Origin of the sequence: Erwinia typographi (assembly GCF_000773975.1) — a bacterium.
Classification (GTDB): domain Bacteria; phylum Pseudomonadota; class Gammaproteobacteria; order Enterobacterales; family Enterobacteriaceae; genus Erwinia; species Erwinia typographi.
In genome coordinates this window covers 244,195-263,358 of the sequence record NZ_JRUQ01000062.1, presented here as the reverse complement: position 1 = coordinate 263,358, position 19,164 = coordinate 244,195, and the positions used below count along the sequence as shown (strand labels likewise).

Genomic DNA, 19,164 nt, shown 5'->3' with positions numbered 1-19,164 from the left:
AGCACGGAGCTGAGCGGCACGCGCTATGCGGTCTACCATCTGGTGATGGAGCCGGACCTGTGGCCGATGAAGCGTGACCGCAACCTGCGAATTTTCCAGAGCCAGACCGCGCCGCAGATAATCAAAACCCTGCTTGCGGAATATAACGTGACGGTGGAAGACAAGCTGACCGGCAACTACCGGGTGTGGGAATACTGCGTGCAGTATCAGGAGAGCAGCTTCAACTTTATCAGCCGGCTGATGGAGCTGGAGGGGATTTACTACTTCTTCCGCCACGACGCGGACAAACACACGATGGTGCTGTCAGACAGCGTCCGGCAGAAGCAGCCGTTTGCCGGTTACGAGACGATCCCGTACCACGTCACGCCATCCGGCGGCACGACCAGCGAAGAGGGCATCAGCCAGTGGAGCCTGGAGGATAAGGTGACGCCGGGCATTTACAGCATTGATGATTATGACTTCCGCAAGCCGAACGCGTGGATGTTCCAGGCGCGGCAGAACCCGGCGTCGCCATCGCCGGGGCAGATAGACGTGTACGACTGGCCGGGACACTTTGTGGACCACGACCACGGCGAGTTTTACGCGCGCATCCGCCAGGAAGTGTGGCAGGCGGAGCATCAGCAAATCAGCGCGTCCGGCACGGCCATCGGGCTGGCGCCGGGGTACACCTTCGCGCTGCTGAACGCGCCATTTTTCAGTGATAACGGTGAGTACCTGACGACCGCAGCGGAATACCATTTTGAAGAGAACAGCTACGCCAGCGGCAGCGGGGCAACGACGCACGCCATTGACGTGACGGTCATCCCGTCGGACGTGACCTTCCGCGCGGAGCCGAAAGCGGAGTGGCCGCGAACGCACGGCCCGCAGACGGCGAAGGTGGTGGGGCCGAAGGGCGAGTCGATCTGGACGGATAAATACGGGCGCATCAAGGTGAAGTTTCACTGGGACCGTCAGGCAAAAGGCGACGATACCAGTTCGTGCTGGGTGAGGGTGTCAAGCGCGTGGGCAGGCCAGGGGTTCGGCGGGGTGCAGATCCCACGGGTGAACGATGAGGTGGTCATCGACTTTATCAACGGCGACCCGGACCGTCCGATAGTGACGGGTCGGGTGTATAACGAAGCGAGTATGCCGCCGTGGGCACTGCCGGCCGCCGCGACGCAGATGGGCTTTCTGAGCCGGTCGAAAGATGGTTCGCCGGATAACGCCAACGCCCTGCGCTTTGAGGATAAGGCCGGGGAAGAGCAGGTGTGGATTCAGGCGCAGAAGAATATGGACACCAACGTGAAGGCCGACGCCAGTCATACCGTCGGGCAGAACCATTCGCACTATGTTGGGCAAAACGAACAGCACCGCGTTGAGGCGAACCGTATTCACGGCGTTAAAAATCAGGAGACACTGCTGACGGGAAGCAAGAAAAGTGATTCAGCGGTTGATGAATACACGCTGGCCTCAGGTACCACACTGCGTTTACTATGCGGTGAGAGCGCAATAGAACTGACGGCGGCCGGGCAGATCAATATGAAAGGGAAAGGATTCAATATCTTTGTTGAGGGGCAGGGCTACATCAACACCAGTGGTGGCAAGCTGAATCTTAACGACGGCACCCCGGCTGCGGTGGCTGCTCCAGGCAAAGGCCATAAAGGTGATATCAACAGTGCTGTGGAGGCGCTGTTCCCGGCAAAAAAGGGCAAGTAGGTTGAGTAGAAAGATCAGGCGGCTGATAAGGCGTTTCCTGATAATGTCCTAAAATAATTAATGAAGTTTGAGAAGGGAGCCATGTACAAAGTGGCATCCCTGAAGCTAATGGATTCAGAAAAGGGAATGCTCCGGTCTAAGAAAAGATCATGGTCGCCAGGGAAACACATGTAGATACATATACCACCTAAGGTGATGCTATTTATAGTGATTTGATGAAAAGAAAAGGTAGCTAAGACGACTTTTTCTCAGCTATACAATAAAGGGCCTGTGGGCCGTTATTAAAGAAAGCTGCTGGAGGTTATTTAATTATGTCAATAATGACAGGAGGTTGTTGGTGCGCATAAATAATGTTAATTTTTTTTGTTTTTTTTATGTTTTTCTCTCCGCAATCATTTGCTGTCCAATACGAAAATTTGAATGAGTATTCAACCCCTGAATCAGTTGTAAATATATTCGATAATAAGCTGATTGTGCAAGATGTTAAAAATCTTACCAAATCAAAATATAATGAATTTATAGGGAGTTATGAAGCTTTTGCAGATCCAGAAAAGCTGAAAGATGGAGGGTTATTGGTCGATGGTTGGCTCAGGGAGTTAAGATTAGAAAACTCGTCAGCTATGGTTATTGAACCCGATGGCAAGTTATATCTGGCATGGGTTGTCCCTGATAACAATAAAATTAATTATATGACCAATGATAAAACTATGACTGAGATACAGCCAGATATTCAGCAATGGGCAAGAAGATTTGATAACATTGGTTTTGATTAGAACGGAGTTCGCGAAAATTTTGTCGTGAATCCTGATCCCTTGGTGCTTTTTTTAAGGTGATGACTTTAAGGTGATAATTACCTTTTCTTTTATTGCTAAAAATAAAATGTGCAATGATGTAGCCTGTGAAAGTGTAGGGGAACCTGATGTTCGGATGCTGTATCTTACAGGTAAGTGATTAATATTACGCTGCCGTATTGGTTATTATGCAGCAGGGTGGGTATTGGGTGGTCAATACGATAAACAGCATAACTTATTTTTGATGTTCTCCACGAGTGTAAATTAATTTTCTTCCATCACGAGATGAAAATATATTCTCTGGCAATGGCTTCCCTGGCTCTTTGACAGCTAACGCTGGCAGCCTCTTAGCTGCCGATCTTCTTTTCTGTTCCTACTTACCTGGTAATCGCAATGCAATATCATCTGAATGAAGGATCTTTTTCGCTGTACAGCAGCGACTGGTTGGATAACAGCATGAACGTGCTGCGGGATGATAGTAATGGCGTCACGTTAATCGTCAGCCGTGGCCCTGTTCCTGAAGACAGTGATTTTGAGAAAGAATTTCACCGCCAGTGGGACACGATGCGTTCGCAAATGACTCATCTGCAACAGTCTGAATTCTCACGCATCAGCGTGGGCGCGCAGCAGCAGATACGCGCTGTGCAGGTGACCAGCCAGTTTGAGCGTAACGGCCAGGCCCTCTATCAGCATCAGCTCGCCGTTCCGGTAGCGAAGAACGCCACGCTAATGGTCCTCACCTATTCAGCGCTAAGGCCATTTACCGAAGAGGATGCCGTGCGCTGGGAAGCGTTGAAAAAAACCTTAACTCTCCACTCTACGGGACAGGATGCCTGAGCCATGAGTAATAAACCGGCCGCTCGTAAGGATGATGATCTTATTCACTCCAGCATTTTTGCTGATATCACCAGTATTGTGGTGGAAGGGGCCGCTTATGCGGCTATCGGTGCTGCGGTAGGGGCCGCCGCCGCTGCAGCAGCGCCGCTGGCTGGGGCCGGAGCGGTAGCCGCAGGGCTGGCTGCAGTAGGATCTAGCTGCGTGCTCAGCGGCATCATCGGCGGAATGCTGGCTAACGCAGCAGGCATAACGGACGATATCTCAAAAGTTGCCAGCGGCGTGGGGGATTTTCTGTTTCCACCTTCGGTCAGCGGAAAAATAACCAGCGGCTCCAGTAATGTTCTGACCAACAATAAAAAAGCGGCCAGAGCCGCTGCCAAACTGCTGCCAGCCAGCGCCGCAGTACCTGAAAGCCAGTCCCCTATGAGCTTTATGGATTATGGCCGTGAACTATTGGGTGGACTTGGACAGATAGCGAACTCCTTCTGGCAGCCTTCCGTGGCGGGTCCCGTTGCCAATGCCGATCCTACGCAGCAGGACACTATTGCCTGTGACAAGCACCCCGCGCCGCAGTTTATGGCCGAAGGGTCTTCCTCCGTGCTGATCAATGGGCAACCGGCAATTCGTGCCGGCGATCGCTCAACCTGCGAAGCGACAGTGGCTGATAATGTTTCTCCCGATGTGATCATTGGTGGCGAAAGCGTCGTCGTCAGAGAAATTAAGAGCGGTAAAACCCCCGGCCTGGCGCTGGCAATGATGCTACTTCCTCTGCTGCGCGGGCGCCCGGGAGCCGTATTGCGAAGTATGCCCTGCGTTGTCGCCGGGGCAATCGGGGGGATGGCTGGAGATATGCTGGTTAACGCTATTTTCTCCTCGTCGAACCCTGTACATGCGGCAACGGGCGCGAAGGTCCTTAACGACGAAAACGATCTTGATTTCAGCCTGCCGGGGCGTTTCCCACTGAGCTGGCAACGTAACTACAACAGTCGATCGACGCTGGAAGGGTTGTTTGGCAAAGGCTGGACAACCGTTTTTGACACCCGGCTTGAAATTAACGGGTCTGACTGCCTGTGGTTTGATGAATTCGGTCGCGAACTTCGCTTTGCTTTACCGGCTGAAAATGAACCTCTTTACAGCCCGACGGATGGCCTTATATTCCGCCGGGGCCCTGCTGGAGAGCTGGCGATTGCTGACGATGATGGCAGCGTCTGGCGCCTTTATCGCCCGTTACGCAGCAACCCGACGCATCTGCGCTTAGCCTCTCTCAGCGATGAATGCGGCAACATGCTGGAAATCGATTACGATGAGCAGGGGCGCCCGAGCCGAATCCACGATGCGCCCTGCGCTATCGACGTTCATTTCAGTTATGAAGATCTTCGCTTCCCACTGCGCGTGACCTCTCTCAGCCATGATGACGGCTCGATTCGCTGGCCATTAATCACCTACACCTACGCTGTATCCGGCCAGTTAGCGAACGTAACGGATGCCGCAGGCGTGGTCACGCGAGAATTCAGCTATAACGAGCAGGAGCTGATGAGCGCTCATCGCCTGCCAGGCGGCCTGTTGAGCGAATATCGCTGGCAGTATCTGGATAGCTGGCGCGTGGTGGCTACCCGTACCAGCACTGGCGACAGCAGTACTATCAGCTACGATCTGGCTGCCGGTCATACAACGGTAATTCATGCCGATGGCCGCGAGCATCAACACTTCTGGAATTCCGCCTCACTGGTTACGCGCTATGTCGATGAGCGTGGTGAGAGCTGGCTGTTTGACTGGGATGAGAATCAACAGCTTATCAGCACGGTCGACCCGCTCGGTAATACGGTTAAGTTTCACTACGACGAAGCGGGTAACTGCGTGGGAGAAGAGGACGCGCTGGGTAATGTACGCACCACGCAATGGCTGGAAACCCGCGCGTTACCCGCAGGCATTATCGAAGCTGACGGTTCGTCCGTTCGTTTTATCTACGATGAGCGTTACGGCCTGGCAAAGGTCATGTCTGCCGGAGGGGTGAGTGAAAAGCTTGAGCGGGACGACTATGGTCAGGTGATAAGTCATACAGATGCGGCGGGCGGCGTCAAAAAGTTTGAGTACAACGCCGCTGGTCAGGTTGTTGCCTCTACAGACTGCTCCGGCTTTACCACTCGCTACCGCTACCATTCGCTGGGCTGGTTGCTGACCGAGATCGCCGCCAATGGTGAGGAAACCCATTACGCCTATGACGCGGCGGGGCGACCTGTTTCCCTGCAACGTCCCGAAGGCTGGGAAGAGAGGCTGCGCTGGAATGAGCGTGGATTACCCCTTGTTCATCAGGCGGCGGATGGTAAACAGAGCCAGTTTAGGTATGACACGGCAGGTAGGCTGGTGGCCACGCAGAACTCGCAGGGCGACGAGGTGCTGCGCGAATACGACAGCCGCAGTCGCTTAACCGGCCTGACTAATGAAAACGGCGAGCGTTATGGTTTTGAGTGGGGCGCGGACTCTCTACTGCTGGAAGAACGCGGTCTGGACGGAACGATCACCCGTTATGGCTATGATGCCAGCGGTCGGGTAACAAAACGCACGTTTGCGGCGGATACCGCAGAAGGTTTCAGCCATCTCTTCCGCTACGATCCGCGTGGTCTGGTAACGGGCAGGCGCTCGCCAGAGGGGGAAACCCGCTTCAGCTACTCAACCGTTGGGCAACTCCTCAAGGCGTCATATCACCTGGCGTTGGACAGTGAACATGTAACCGATGAACCGGATCACGCGCTGGAATTCACTTACGACGAGTCTGGCCGTTTGGTTAAAGAAACGGGTGAACTGGGCGTAGTGGAGTATGAGTGGGATGCGCTCGGTAATCGCACCAGCACCACGCTGCCTGATGGGCGGAAACTGCGTAATCTTTATTATGGTAGCGGGCATCTGTTGAATATCGCGCTGGATAACATGCCCATTACCGACTTCAGCCGCGACAATCTTCACAGAGAAACCAGCCGTACGCAGGGCGGGTTGATCAGCCGCGTTTCCTACGACAGGCTGGGACGTCTTCGTCAGCGCGATGTATTTACCGGTTCTCGCCAGCGTCCGGCGCCAAGACAGTGGTCGCGGCGTTGGGATTATGATTACCGCAACAATCTGATTCGTGAAGAGCAGGATGATAATCCGTTTGCCTGGCGGCAGTGGCAGTATGATGCGACAGGCAGGCTGCTGAAGCAGGATGGCAGCCTGCCTGACCATGAACAGTGGCGCTGGGATGCGGCTTCTAATCCAGTGGATACAGCCGCGGGAAAGGTCCTGCACAACCGTGTCGCACAGTTGAACGGGACCCGCTATCGTTATGACCTTCACGGTCGTACGGTAGAGAAGGTACGCGAAGGCGAACGCTGGCGATACAGCTATGATGGCGAGCACCGCCTGAGTGAGGTGGTGCGTGAGGCCAGGCATGGTACGCAGACTCATGTCAGCTTCCAGTACGATCCGCTTGGGCGACGAATCAGTAAAACCAGCCAGACCAGCAGAAAGGGGGAGCTACAGGGTCAGCCTCGCACCACCCATTTCGTCTGGGAAGGCCTACGGTTGTTGCAGGAAATTCAGGATACAATCCCGCTAACCTATGTTTACGCGGATCAGAATAGTTATGAACCGCTGGCGCGTATTGATGGCCTGAGTGAACCGGAAATCTTCTGGTATCACTGCCACCCTAACGGAACGCCGGAGCGCCTTACCGATCGGCAGGGGGAAGTTCGCTGGCACGGATACAACGGAGCCTGGGGAAAACTGCTGCGGGAAGAGCGCCTTAACGGGCCGGGCTTCGCGCAAAACCTGCGGATGCAGGGGCAGTATCTGGATCGTGAGACCGGTTTACACTACAATCTGTTCAGATACTACGACCCTGACTGTGCGCGGTTTACTCAACCGGATCCGGTGGGGCTGGCGGGCGGGCTGAATCTTTACCAGTATGCACCGAATGCGCTGGGATGGGTGGACCCGCTGGGGTTGATGAAATGTTCGAATCCTCCGAAAGGGAGGAAGGTTAATCGGACGGTGTATCGATATGAACAACCAGACAGAATGAGTACGACCTGGAAAGCGCACAAATGGAATATTGACTCCGACCATCGTTATACCCAAAGAGGTCTTGGTGGGGTTTACGGGGCTAATTCACGTAAAACAGCCTTAGCAGAAATTAACCACTATGACATAGACCCTTCAACAAGAACTCTCATTAGTAAGAATGTTCAGTTGAATAATGTACTGGATCTGACCAAATCAGATGTAAGAAACCAGTTAGGAATCTCATTGAAAGATATAACTGGTAGCGAATATGGTGTTACTCATCAGGTCGGGAATTGGGCAAAGACACAAGGGTATGATGGAATACTTGCTCCATCTGCAAGGAATGCTACTGGATCTAATTTGATATCATTTGCGGGGTTTGAATAAATGGAAATGTTGGAAAGATATTATTCAGGTGAGAAAGATTGGAACGATTTCGCACTTTCATTTTCTGAATTTAAAGATCTGGATCAAGTTGTTGAATTAGCAGGTTTATTAAATGGGAATATAGATGTTGCGACTGTTATATGGGGGAAAGTTGGCTCAGTAGGAGCGAAAGACTGGATATATAAAAAGGTCAACGCCTTAGATAAGGTTAGACCTATAGATTGTACGGAAGATAAAAATTTATTGAATAGATTACGTGTGGCTCTTATGCGAATGCCATGCTAATAAATAAAGCGGGAAGCGATCCCCGTGATCCTTCCGGCTTTTTACTTTCAGCCGCCAGCCTGCTGCTCCACGGTGAGGATCAGAGGAGTCGTGTTAACTGGACGTGAAATTAGAAGATTTAAATATAAAGATAGTCCATTAAGATTATCAGAAAAAAATGTTAAAAAGAGTTGCATGATGTTTTAGTTGTTTTTACATATAAAGGAATACAATCGGCACGCTATGGATCGTACTTGATTGGAGTATTTTATAATAAAGACCTGTAAGATTGTTAATGATATATTTTTATGTGGGTGCGGGAATTTATTAACCTCTGCGTTGATATTAATGAACTTGCAGTCGCCTCTATCGAAGAGGCGTATGATGAGTTGAACATATATATTTAAATTTTCTATAAATAAAAACCGAAAGAGACCCTTTATCCTTTTGATTTATATTTTTAACTGCTGACTCTGTTCATCAGTTTTTGCACATTCAGTCGGGCGTAATTCAATAGACACCAGAGCATGCCCCGAGTCTGCGGATGCCGGGGCAATACCTGGATCGAGACAAATTTGAATAGCGCGTGAGCGCTGGCCCTGAAGGGGCGAGACACAGGGATGTGGCGAGTATTCCGGACAGCACTACAATCTGTTCAGATACTACAACCCTGACTGTGCGCGATTGACCCGGTGGGGCTATACAGCGGACTCAATTTATACGCTTACGCTCCCAATTCATTGAACTGGGGTGATCCGCTGGGGCTGAGTCAGTGTTCTTCAGATCCTTATAAAGGTACAAAAAACGCATCTGCATATCTGTGTTCCAAAGGTATAGATAGAGACACCAGAAAACAGATAATTAATTCTTTTGAGTTAGATACTATATCCGTACAAAAGGCAGGTGCTAACCAATTTGGACCACGTTTTCATGATGATGGAAAATCAGCGTGGCCTATGGGCCAATATGTTTTGAGACATTTACCCCTTTAACTAATAGGTCAGGGCTTGCATTACCATATGACTGGAATCAAGCAGTGGCAAATAAAATCAGGTTCTACGATAGTCAGGGGCAGAGCAGTTCTGCAATATGAATATGGTTCGAAATTTAGTGGGGTGAAGAGAAATTTTTTGTCCTACAATCTTGGAAATACGGAAATTTATTATGATCTCTTCTTTTGAATTATTATTAAATGACTCTCTGAAAAAGGTGACTGACGCAATTTCTCAGAATGAACGTAACGAAAAAGCACCTCTTTCTATACAGGCACTCACTCAGGTAAAAAAAGAACTAGAGGAGATGATTAAAGTTATGGATCCCAAAGTTTATATGCCTGGATATCCACGCTTTATCATAGATTGGCCTGGCGAAGATACACTGATAAAAGAATTAGTTCACGTCGCTGCTTTATACGAAAAAATAAGGAAAAGTTAACATAAGCCGGAAGCGATCCCCCGATCCTTCCGGCTTTTTTATTTTACCCGCCAGCCTGAGCCAGCAGCGCCTGCTGCCGGGCCAGCTCAATCTCCCGCCGCCGCTGCTCAAGCCGCGCCTGCTCCTGTCGCAGTCGCGTCTCTTCGCGACAGTCAGGGATCAGCACCAGACAGCCGTCCAGCCCCTTCAGGTCCACATTATTTCCGTTTCATCGCCGTGCAGAAGGCTTCTGTCTATGAATTACGATTTAAAAAGGACAGGTAATTACAACCTGAACGGATAGTACGATGCCGAGAACGGGCAGATTGCTTATCCTGATCCGATAGGTCTGGCGGGTGGGCTGAATCTTTACCAGTATGCACCGAATCCGCTCCTTAAATCGTGAGCTAATAAAAAAGGCATCCCCAGGGATGCCCTTAAAAACTGACCACTCGTTATTTAGCCAGCTTATCCTGCGTCCGCAGCTCAAAATCAGAAGCGTCATGGCGTTCGTGCAGCTGCTCGGAAGGCTCGCCGAAGGTGCGGTTGACGATGCGGCCTCGCTGTACCGCAGGGCGCTGCGCGATTTCGTCTGCCCAGCGTACCAGGTTTTTATAGGAACCGGCATCGAGGAACTCCGCCGCGTTATAGACCATCCCTCTGACCAGCGAACCGTACCACGGCCAGATGGCGATATCGGCGATAGTGTAATTCTCGCCAGCGATATAGCGGTGCTCCGCCAGCTGGCGATCCAGCACGTCGAGCTGACGTTTGGCTTCCATGGTGAAGCGGTCGATGGCGTACTCGATTTTTACCGGCGCATAGTTATAGAAATGACCAAAGCCGCCGCCGAGATAGGGCGCGGAACCTTGCAGCCAGAACAGCCAGTTCAGGGTTTCGGTACGGCCTGCCGGGTCTTTCGGCAGGAAGTGGCCGAATTTCTCCGCCAGATACAGCAGGATCGCGCCGGACTCAAATACGCGGGTCGGCGGCGTAGTCGAGCAGTCCAGCAGCGCAGGGATTTTCGAATTAGGATTGACGGCCACAAAGCCGGACGAGAACTGATCGCTTTCACCAATGCGGATCAGGTGCGCGTCGTACTCCGCCTCTTGAACGTTCAGCGCCAGCAGTTCTTCCAGCAGGATGGTCACCTTCTGACCGTTTGGCGTTCCCATCGAATATAGTTGCAGCGGGTGTTTACCTTTCGGCAGGCTCGCTTCATGCCGCGCGCCAGCGGTAGGGCGGTTGATGCTTCCCCAGGTGCCGCCCGTTTCTTTTTTCTCGGACCAGACTCTGGCTGGCTGATAATCCGTGGTACTCATAATCGAAGGTCCCCTTTCTGATAAAAATGACGTTTCCTGGGGACAATCCCACAGACATCACGCCGTTGATGGTCTAAAAGTAGCTGCTGTCTTAGCAAAAAACCAAATGCGCTTGTTACAGTGGATGTCAGATATAGCATTGCAATATGACCGGCGTTTATCTTTACAGAGCACTCTTACCTGCCTTGAATGGGAACACAGAATGGATGAGCACTATCTCGCCGATCTGAAACAAGCCGGACTGATCCTGACCGAAGACGGCCGCGTCTGCTGCTACTGGCAGGCTTCAATGCCGGACTATCATGATAATGAATGGGGCCAGCCGGTAGTGGATGACCGCCGCCTGTTTGAAAAAGTTTGCCTTGAAGGTTTTCATTCCGGCATGTCCTGGCAGCTTATCTACAATAAGCGAGATCACTTTCGCAGGGCGTTTGATGATTTTGATTTCCATGCCGTGGCGCGGTTTAACGATGACGACGTTGCCAGGCTAATGGCGGATAAAAGCATTGTCCGCAACCGCGCCAAAATTCTCTCCACCATCAATAATGCGCAGCGGGCGATCGAGATGATTGAGGAGGCTGGTTCGCTGGCTGCCTGGTTCTGGCAGTTTGAGCCAGCCCCGGAACAACGGCCTGACACTGTCGATCTGGCTTACTGGCAGAGCACGAAAACCTCCCCTGAATCCGTGCGTATGTCTAAGGCTTTGAAAAAGCGCGGCTGGACGTGGGTTGGCCCGGTCACCACTTATTCGCTGATGCAGGCGCTGGGACTTATCAACGATCATCTTGCGGGCTGTCAGTGCCGGGAAAAATTTGAGCAGGCGCGGGAACAGCTTAACCGCCCGCGCTGAATGCGCTATAAAGAGTCCGCGATCAATCATCAAGAGGCCACGCCAGTGTAGAACCTGAATCTCCGCCGCAAAATAGTTGAAAAAAACAGCAGCTGAAGTGCAACGGTTCAATGCCGTACGCATTTATGGGGATTACGCGGCGTTCTGCATTGTTTATAACCGCCGGATCGGCGAAAATGCCGGCCATTGATGATTAATCGCCTGTGAACATTGCCCCGCGCCGTCTGCGCAGCGGCAGCACAGCACCAAACAGAGTTTTTTCATGTCTAATGCACCTTTTAAGCAAGAGGTGGCTCGTCGCCGCACTTTTGCGATTATTTCTCACCCGGATGCCGGTAAAACCACCATCACTGAAAAAGTGCTGCTGTTCGGACAGGCAATTCAGACTGCCGGTACGGTGAAAGGCCGGGGCTCCAGCCAGCACGCCAAGTCGGACTGGATGGAAATGGAAAAGCAGCGTGGGATCTCAATTACCACCTCGGTGATGCAGTTCCCCTACCGTGAATGCCTGGTAAACCTGCTGGATACCCCGGGACACGAAGACTTCTCCGAAGATACCTACCGTACGCTGACGGCGGTTGACTGCTGCCTGATGGTGATCGACGCCGCAAAAGGCGTTGAGGATCGTACCCGCAAGCTGATGGAAGTGACTCGTCTTCGCGATACGCCAATCCTGACCTTTATGAACAAGCTCGATCGCGATATTCGCGATCCGATGGAAGTGCTGGATGAAGTGGAAAGCGAGCTGAAAATCGCCTGCGCGCCTGTTACCTGGCCAATCGGCTGCGGCAAGCTGTTTAAGGGCGTTTATCACCTCTATAAAGACGAAACCTATCTCTATCAGAGCGGTAAAGGGCACACCATTCAGGAAGTTCGCGTGGTGAAGGGCCTGAACAATCCGGAGCTGGATAAGGCGATTGGTGAAGAGCTGTCGGCTCAGCTGCGTGAAGAGCTGGAGCTGGTGCAGGGCGCTTCCCATGAGTTTGACAAGGACGCTTTCCTCGCCGGTAAGCTAAGCCCAGTGTTCTTTGGTACTGCGCTGGGCAACTTTGGCGTGGATCATATGCTGGATGGTCTGTGTGAATGGGCGCCGTCTCCGATGCCGCGTAATACTGACCTGCGCCAGGTGGCTGCCGACGACGATAAGTTCACCGGCTTCGTATTCAAAATTCAGGCGAATATGGACCCGAAACATCGCGACCGCGTAGCCTTTATGCGCGTGGTGTCCGGTAAATACGAGAAGGGTATGAAGCTGCGTCAGGTCCGGCTGGGCAAAGATGTGGTGATTGCCGATGCGCTGACCTTTATGGCCGGTGACCGTTCTCATGTTGAAGAAGCTTATCCTGGCGATATCATCGGGCTGCACAACCACGGCACCATCCAGATCGGTGATACCTTCACCCAGGGTGAAAACATGAAGTTCACCGGTATTCCGAACTTCGCGCCGGAGCTGTTCCGCCGTATTCGCCTGCGCGATCCGCTGAAGCAGAAGCAACTGCTGAAAGGGCTGGTTCAGCTGTCGGAGGAGGGCGCGGTTCAGGTCTTCCGGCCGGTGCACAACAACGATCTGATTGTGGGCGCCGTCGGCGTGCTGCAATTTGACGTGGTGGTGGCGCGGCTGAAGAGTGAATACAACGTTGAAGCGGTGTATGAAGCGATCAACGTCTCCACGGCTCGCTGGGTTGAATGCGGCGACGTGAAGAAGTTCGATGAGTTCCAGCGCAAAAACGAAGTGAATCTGGCGCTGGATGGGGGTGACAATCTGACCTACATCGCGCCGACGATGGTAAATCTTAACATTACTCAGGAGCGTTATCCTGAGGTGGTGTTCCGTAAAACGCGTGAGCACTAACAGGTCGTCAATCCTCGTCTATACTGAAAAAGTGATGCGCTGAACCGCGCATCGCTTTTTTTCGTCCTATCTCCCCCTCTCTGCCCCGCCCCGCTACAGACTGCTCTTAAAAAAGCTGTTTTTTGCGCATTTATCCATCATATCAACCACAACCAGCGGTGAAATCCTGATTAGCGTCTATATTTATTTCTAACGGACGCAAAATATGCGGCGCGGTAGCTGCAACGTCTCACTTACTGCAGTCACGTCGTTTGTGACTGAAAGCTCACACTTGTGAGTGTAATAACATGAAGAAGGAATGATCGATGAAGACGACTAAGATTACTAAAACCCTGATGGCTGTACTGGTAGGTTCTGCGCTGGTAAGTGGTTCTGCAATGGCGGAAGACTCCATGATGAACAAAACGCAAAACGCAGCCGACAGCGCGGGTTCCAAAATCGATAGCTCTATGAAAAAAGTCGGTGGGTACATGGATGACAGCGGCGTTACTGCCAAGGTGAAAGCCGCTCTGGTAGATGACGACGCAATTAAAAGCACGGATATCTCCGTTAAGACTCATTCAGGCGTGGTGACGCTGAGTGGTTTTGTGCCTTCGCAGGATCAGGCCGAACTGGCCGTTGCGGCGGCCAAAAAAGTCGAAGGCGTTAAATCCGTAAGCGACAAACTGCACGTTAAAGACAGCACAAAAGCAAGCGTAAGCGGTTATGCCGGCGATACGGCAACGACCAGCGAAATTAAAGCTAAACTGTTAGCGGATGACATTGTTCCTTCACGCAATGTGAAAGTTGAAACCACCAATGGCGTTGTGCAGCTTTCGGGTACGGTGAAGAGCCAGGCGCAGTCTGAACGTGCCGAAAGCATTGCCAAAGCGATTGATGGCGTGAAAAGCGTTAAGAACGATCTGGCTGTGAAGTCATAAAGTTGAGACGGGCCGCCTTGCAGTGCGGCGGTCCGTATCGAAAATGGGTGAAGAGAATAATCCCGTCGGCCAGTCATGACCGGCATATAAATCAGACATTTTATTTCTACATATAGGGTAAGGAGAGGCTTATGTTTCGTTGGGGCATTATTTTTCTGATTATCGCGCTTATCGCCGCAGCGTTAGGTTTTGGTGGTCTGGCTGGTACAGCCGCATGGGCAGCTAAAATCGTCTTCGTTGTCGGTATTATTATCTTCCTGATCAGCCTGTTCACAGGCCGCAAGAAGTTATAGACCGCATAACAGTTGTCTTAACAGAGGCCAGTCATCGACTGGCCTCTGGCATTTTCAGACTGAAACAATTGACCGCAAAAACCGCCAAACAGTTTTACCTTATCCAGGCTATCCTCCGGTAATTCATCTTTAGAGGATACCGACCGTGGGCCAACGCATTCCCATCACCCTTGGCAACATAGCGCCGCTGGCACTGCCCCCGTTTCGTCCGGGCAAGCTGGCGCTGGTCTGCGAAGGCGGTGGGCAGCGCGGTATCTTCACCGCTGGCGTGCTGGACGAATTTCAGCGCGCCAACTTCAACCCCTTTGATTTAATGCTTGGCACCTCCGCCGGGGCACAGAACCTGTCTGCCTATGTCTGCGGCCAGCCGGGCTACGCCCGCAGGGTAATCACCCGTTACACTACCAGTAAGCTGTTTTTCAACCCGCTGCGCTTTGTGCGCGGCGGTCATCTTATCGATCTCGACTGGCTGGTGGATGTCACCGCGCAGGAGTTTCCTTTAGCGATGGAAGCGGGAGAGAAGATGTTTTCAGCGGGGCGCGAGTTCTATATGTGCGCCTGTCGCAGCGATGATTACTCGCCGGGCTATTTTGCGCCAACGGCGGCGAACTGGCTGAATATTATTAAGGCTTCCAGCGCGATCCCCGGTCTGTATCGTCCCGGAGTCGATCTTGACGGCATCAGCTATCTTGACGGCGGCATCAGCGATGCCATTCCGGTGAGGGAAGCCGCGCGGCGCGGCGCGGAAACAATCGTGGTTATCCGAACGGTTCCTTCGCAGATGACCTATACGCCGCAGTGGCTGAAGCGCATTGAGCGCTGGCTAACCGACAGCGCGTTGCAGCCGCTGGTCAACATTATGCATCTGCATGAAGAGAGCTACCGCGCCACGCAGGACTTCATTGAAAACCCGCCGGGCAAGCTGAACATCGTGGAAATCTTCCCGCCGCATGTACTTGCCAGCATGGCGCTGGGCAGCCGTGTGGCCTCGCTGAATCAGGATTACCATCTGGGTCGCCGCTGCGGTCGCTATTTCCTGGCGACGGTGGGCCAGTGGCTGCATCAGCAGGAATCGCTGAGCAGCACGTCGCCGGTGGTAGCACCGGCTCCGGCAGCCAATGAGCCGGTACATCGGGGCATTATCCTCGACCCGCTGGCGGGTAACGATGCCGATTACGATAAAGGCTCGCTGGCATGACCCCAACCTTTGTCGATACGCACTGCCATTTTGATTTTGCCCCTTTTTCCGGCAGCGAAGAGCAGAGTTTACGCCTGGCGGCCCAGGCCGGGGTGGAGAAGATCATCGTGGTTGGCGTCGCGGCAGATCGTTTTGACGGAGTGATGGAATTGGCCAATCGCTGGGCGCCGCTCTATGCTGCATTGGGTACGCACCCGATGGCGATTGCTCAGTATGAGGATGCCCACCTCGAGCGGCTGGAAAACTGGCTGAAGCAGCAGCCGGAAAAGCTGGTGGCTATCGGTGAGATCGGGTTGGATCTGTTTATCGACGATCCGCAGTTTGAGAAGCAGGAAAGGGTGCTGGATGCGCAGTTAAGGCTGGCAAAGCGCTACGATTTGCCGGTAATCCTTCATTCAAGACGCACTCACGATAAGCTCGCGCAGCACCTTAAGCGTCTCGATCTTCCCCGAGGCGGCGTAGTGCATGGCTTTGCGGGCAGCGAGCAGCAGGCGCTGGCCTTTATCCGTGCGGGTTACGCCATTGGCGTTGGCGGCACCATCACCTATGAGCGCGCCAGCAAAACCCGCAGCACCATCGCCCGACTGCCGTTAACTTCCCTGCTGCTGGAAACCGATGCGCCGGATATGCCGCTACAGGGATTTCAGGGCCAGCCCAACCGCCCCGAGCGGGTCAAAAATGTCTGGCAAAGCCTGTGTGAACTGCGGCCAGAATCTCCGCAGGAAATAGCCGAAACCCTTCGTGAGAATACCCGCACGCTTTTTCAGCTCTGACTGGCTAAACTCTTAAAGTTCCCCCCGATACGGTGCGCGCTAGGCCCGCCGGGTCTACTGTCATCAGTAACTGCCATGCTGGCTGATGAATGTTATTATTTTAACATTTTAAAGTGATGATACGCTAACACGCTATTTGTTGCGCAACAAGCCCATTACATCGTGTGGGTAACGTGATTTTATGTGATATTAATCACATGCAATGTACAATTCTTGCAACGAAAATTACCTGTTCGTGAATTTCATCACGGAAGTGGTTCAGCCGCTGCCGTTATAATTTTAACATTACAGCCCGTTAGTGGGCTCAGGTGGAAAGAACCTGCCCCGGCATAAAGGGAAGCCGCCTGAAACATTCTCTGGAGAACAAAATGACCGACGTAACCGCTGCTGCCGTACGCGCGCTGAAGCTGATGGATTTGACCACGCTGAATGATGATGACACCGACGAGAAGGTGATCGCCCTGTGCCATCAGGCTAAAACGCCGTCAGGCAACACCGCCGCCATCTGCATCTATCCACGTTTTATCCCAATTGCCCGCAAGACGCTGCGCGAGCAGGGCACGCCGGATATCCGCATTGCGACCGTCACTAATTTCCCACACGGTAACGACGACAAGGAAATTGCGCTGGCCGAAACCCACGCAGCGATCGCCTACGGCGCCGACGAAGTTGACGTGGTGTTCCCTTACCGCGCGCTGATCGCCGGAAATGAAGAAATTGGTTATGAGATCGTCAGCGCCTGTAAGCAAGCCTGTGAGGCTGCGGACGTTCTGCTGAAAGTGATTATCGAAACCGGCGAGCTGAAAACGCCAGAGCTGATCCGCAAAGCGTCAGAAATCGCGATCGATGCCGGTGCGGATTTTATTAAAACCTCTACCGGTAAAGTGCCGGTCAACGCCACGCCGGAAGTGGCGGAAATCATGCTGCGGGTGATTGCGAAGAAAGGCGTTAAGCACCAGGTTGGCTTTAAACCTGCCGGAGGCGTCCGTACCGCTGAAGACGCGGCAATCTACCTGAAGCTGGCGGACGAGATCCTGGGCAGCGACTGGGCGGATGCCCGCCACTTCCGCTTTGGCGCCTCCAGCCTGTTAGCCAGCCTGCTGAACGCGGCGGGACATTCAGCGGCTAAAAGCGATTCAGCCTATTAATTTTTGCCAGGGGGCAACGTGTTCCTGCCACAAGAAATTATTCGTAAAAAAAGGGACGGCCAGGCGCTGAGTGAAGAAGAGATCCGCTTCTTCATCAATGGCGTGCGGGACAATACCGTTTCTGAAGGGCAAATTGCCGCGCTGGCAATGACCATTTATTTTCACGATATGAGCCTGGAGGAGCGCGTCGCCCTGACTATGGCTATGCGTGACTCCGGCTCGGTGCTGAATTGGCAGGCGCTTAACCTGAATGGCCCTGTGGTGGATAAGCACTCTACCGGCGGCGTGGGCGACGTCACCTCGCTGATGCTGGGGCCGATGGTGGCGGCCTGCGGTGGCTATGTGCCGATGATTTCCGGCCGTGGCCTGGGCCACACCGGCGGCACGCTGGACAAGCTGGAAGCGATTCCCGGTTTTGATATTTTCCCCGACGATGAGACTTTCCGCCGCATCATCAAAGAGGTGGGCGTCGCGATCATCGGCCAGACTAACTCGCTGGCACCGGCCGACAAACGCTTCTACGCAACGCGTGATATCACCGCAACCGTCGATTCGATCCCGCTGATCACCGCTTCGATCCTCGCGAAAAAGCTGGCTGAGGGGCTGGATGCGCTGGTGATGGACGTTAAGGTGGGATCGGGCGCGTTTATGCCTACCTTTGAACAGTCTGAGCGGCTGGCGCAGTCGATTGTTGGCGTGGCTAACGGCGCAGGATGTAAAACGACCGCACTGCTGACGGATATGAACCAGGTGCTTGCCTCCAGCGCTGGCAACGCGCTGGAAGTTCGTGAAGCGGTGCGCTTCCTGACCGGCGAGTACCGCAACCCACGCCTGCTGGAAGTGACGCTGGCGCTGAGCGCTGAAATGCTGCTCTCCGGCGGGCTGGCTGCCAGCACCGAAGAAGCCACCGGCAAATTAATGGCGGTGCTGGATAACGGCAAAGCGGCAGAAGTGTTTGCGCGCATGGTGACGGCGCAAAAAGGCCCGGCTGACTTTATCGAGAAGGTCGATAAGTACCTGCCAGCGCCAATGCTCAGTAAAGCGCTTTATGCGGACCGACCGGGCATTGTCAGTGCGATAGATACCCGGGCGCTGGGGATGGCGGTGGTGGCGATGGGCGGCGGGCGACGTCAGGCCAGCGATCCGCTGGATTACAGCGTGGGTTTCAGCGAGATGGCGCAGCTTGGCGATACGGCAGACGGACAGCGGCCGCTGGCGGTGATCCACGCGGCGACTGAAAGGGCCTGGCAGGAAGCCGCCGATGCGGTGACCCGCGCGATCGCATTAAGCGAAACCGCACCGCAGGCGACGCCAGTTATCTATCGCAGAATTACCGGATAAGCGTCATACTATTCCGATCGATAAAATTTAAGCTCATCGCGT

Annotated in this window: 16 protein-coding genes and 1 pseudogene; 15 read left to right on the top strand and 2 right to left on the bottom strand. The window is 53.1% G+C overall.

Features of this window, described 5'->3' with window-relative positions; genetic code table 11:
- From NG99_RS22245 to NG99_RS22220, 7 genes and pseudogenes are all read left to right on the top strand, one after another.
- A partial coding sequence (locus NG99_RS22245; protein ID WP_034897895.1) for a type VI secretion system Vgr family protein occupies positions 1 to 1,695 on the top strand: 1,695 nt, incomplete at its 5' end.
- A gap of 350 nt (positions 1,696 to 2,045) precedes the next feature.
- Entirely contained in the window at positions 2,046 to 2,468 is a 423-nt protein-coding gene (locus NG99_RS22240) for a hypothetical protein (RefSeq protein WP_052130831.1), read from the top strand.
- 411 nt (positions 2,469 to 2,879) lie between these two features.
- Complete coding sequence (locus NG99_RS22235; protein WP_034897892.1) at positions 2,880 to 3,323, top strand: DcrB-related protein; 444 nt, start codon at positions 2,880 to 2,882, stop codon at positions 3,321 to 3,323.
- Positions 3,324 to 3,326: 3 nt separating this feature from the next.
- Entirely contained in the window at positions 3,327 to 7,748 is a 4,422-nt protein-coding gene (locus NG99_RS22230; RefSeq protein ID WP_052130830.1) for an RHS repeat-associated core domain-containing protein, read from the top strand.
- Positions 7,749 to 8,033: a hypothetical protein gene (locus tag NG99_RS22225; protein WP_034897889.1), complete on the top strand. Its 285-nt coding sequence runs from the start codon at positions 7,749 to 7,751 to the stop codon at positions 8,031 to 8,033.
- A gap of 612 nt (positions 8,034 to 8,645) precedes the next feature.
- Positions 8,646 to 8,797 (top strand): annotated as a pseudogene (locus NG99_RS30405) (RHS repeat-associated core domain-containing protein); the annotation flags it as partial.
- Between the two features lie 379 nt (positions 8,798 to 9,176).
- Positions 9,177 to 9,446: a hypothetical protein gene (locus tag NG99_RS22220; RefSeq protein WP_034897886.1), complete on the top strand. Its 270-nt coding sequence runs from the start codon at positions 9,177 to 9,179 to the stop codon at positions 9,444 to 9,446.
- 43 nt (positions 9,447 to 9,489) lie between these two features.
- Here NG99_RS22220 and NG99_RS29430 read toward each other — a convergent pair whose 3' ends face one another.
- Together NG99_RS29430 and yghU are read right to left on the bottom strand one after the other, a co-directional pair.
- On the bottom strand, positions 9,490 to 9,642 hold the full coding sequence (locus tag NG99_RS29430) for a hypothetical protein (protein WP_157032678.1): 153 nt from the start codon (positions 9,640 to 9,642) through the stop codon (positions 9,490 to 9,492).
- Between the two features lie 238 nt (positions 9,643 to 9,880).
- Complete coding sequence (gene yghU, locus NG99_RS22215; RefSeq protein WP_034897883.1) at positions 9,881 to 10,747, bottom strand: glutathione-dependent disulfide-bond oxidoreductase; 867 nt, start codon at positions 10,745 to 10,747, stop codon at positions 9,881 to 9,883.
- 202 nt (positions 10,748 to 10,949) lie between these two features.
- Here yghU and NG99_RS22210 point away from each other — a divergent pair, with 202 nt between their 5' ends.
- From NG99_RS22210 to deoA, 8 genes are all read left to right on the top strand, one after another.
- On the top strand, positions 10,950 to 11,597 hold the full coding sequence (locus NG99_RS22210) for a DNA-3-methyladenine glycosylase I (protein ID WP_034897881.1): 648 nt from the start codon (positions 10,950 to 10,952) through the stop codon (positions 11,595 to 11,597).
- 262 nt (positions 11,598 to 11,859) lie between these two features.
- A complete protein-coding gene (gene prfC / locus NG99_RS22205; protein WP_034897878.1) occupies positions 11,860 to 13,449 on the top strand; it encodes a peptide chain release factor 3 in 1,590 nt (529 codons plus the stop codon).
- A 305-nt stretch (positions 13,450 to 13,754) separates the two neighbouring features.
- On the top strand, positions 13,755 to 14,369 hold the full coding sequence (osmY, locus tag NG99_RS22200) for a molecular chaperone OsmY (protein ID WP_034897874.1): 615 nt from the start codon (positions 13,755 to 13,757) through the stop codon (positions 14,367 to 14,369).
- Positions 14,370 to 14,500: 131 nt separating this feature from the next.
- The gene (locus tag NG99_RS28480; RefSeq protein ID WP_013200641.1) at positions 14,501 to 14,662 is read left to right on the top strand and encodes a DUF1328 domain-containing protein; all 162 of its coding nucleotides are present in this window, start codon (positions 14,501 to 14,503) and stop codon (positions 14,660 to 14,662) included.
- Between the two features lie 145 nt (positions 14,663 to 14,807).
- Complete coding sequence (locus tag NG99_RS22195) at positions 14,808 to 15,860, top strand: patatin-like phospholipase family protein (RefSeq protein ID WP_034897871.1); 1,053 nt, start codon at positions 14,808 to 14,810, stop codon at positions 15,858 to 15,860.
- Positions 15,857 to 16,633, top strand: coding sequence for a TatD family hydrolase (locus NG99_RS22190; protein ID WP_034897869.1), 777 nt, complete (start codon positions 15,857 to 15,859; stop codon positions 16,631 to 16,633). Before NG99_RS22195 ends, NG99_RS22190 begins: the two co-directional genes overlap by 4 nt.
- Positions 16,634 to 17,001: 368 nt before the next feature.
- On the top strand, positions 17,002 to 17,781 hold the full coding sequence (gene deoC, locus NG99_RS22185) for a deoxyribose-phosphate aldolase (protein WP_034897868.1): 780 nt from the start codon (positions 17,002 to 17,004) through the stop codon (positions 17,779 to 17,781).
- Between the two features lie 18 nt (positions 17,782 to 17,799).
- The gene (gene deoA, locus NG99_RS22180) at positions 17,800 to 19,122 is read left to right on the top strand and encodes a thymidine phosphorylase (RefSeq protein WP_034897866.1); all 1,323 of its coding nucleotides are present in this window, start codon (positions 17,800 to 17,802) and stop codon (positions 19,120 to 19,122) included.
- Positions 19,123 to 19,164: the final 42 nt, after the last annotated feature.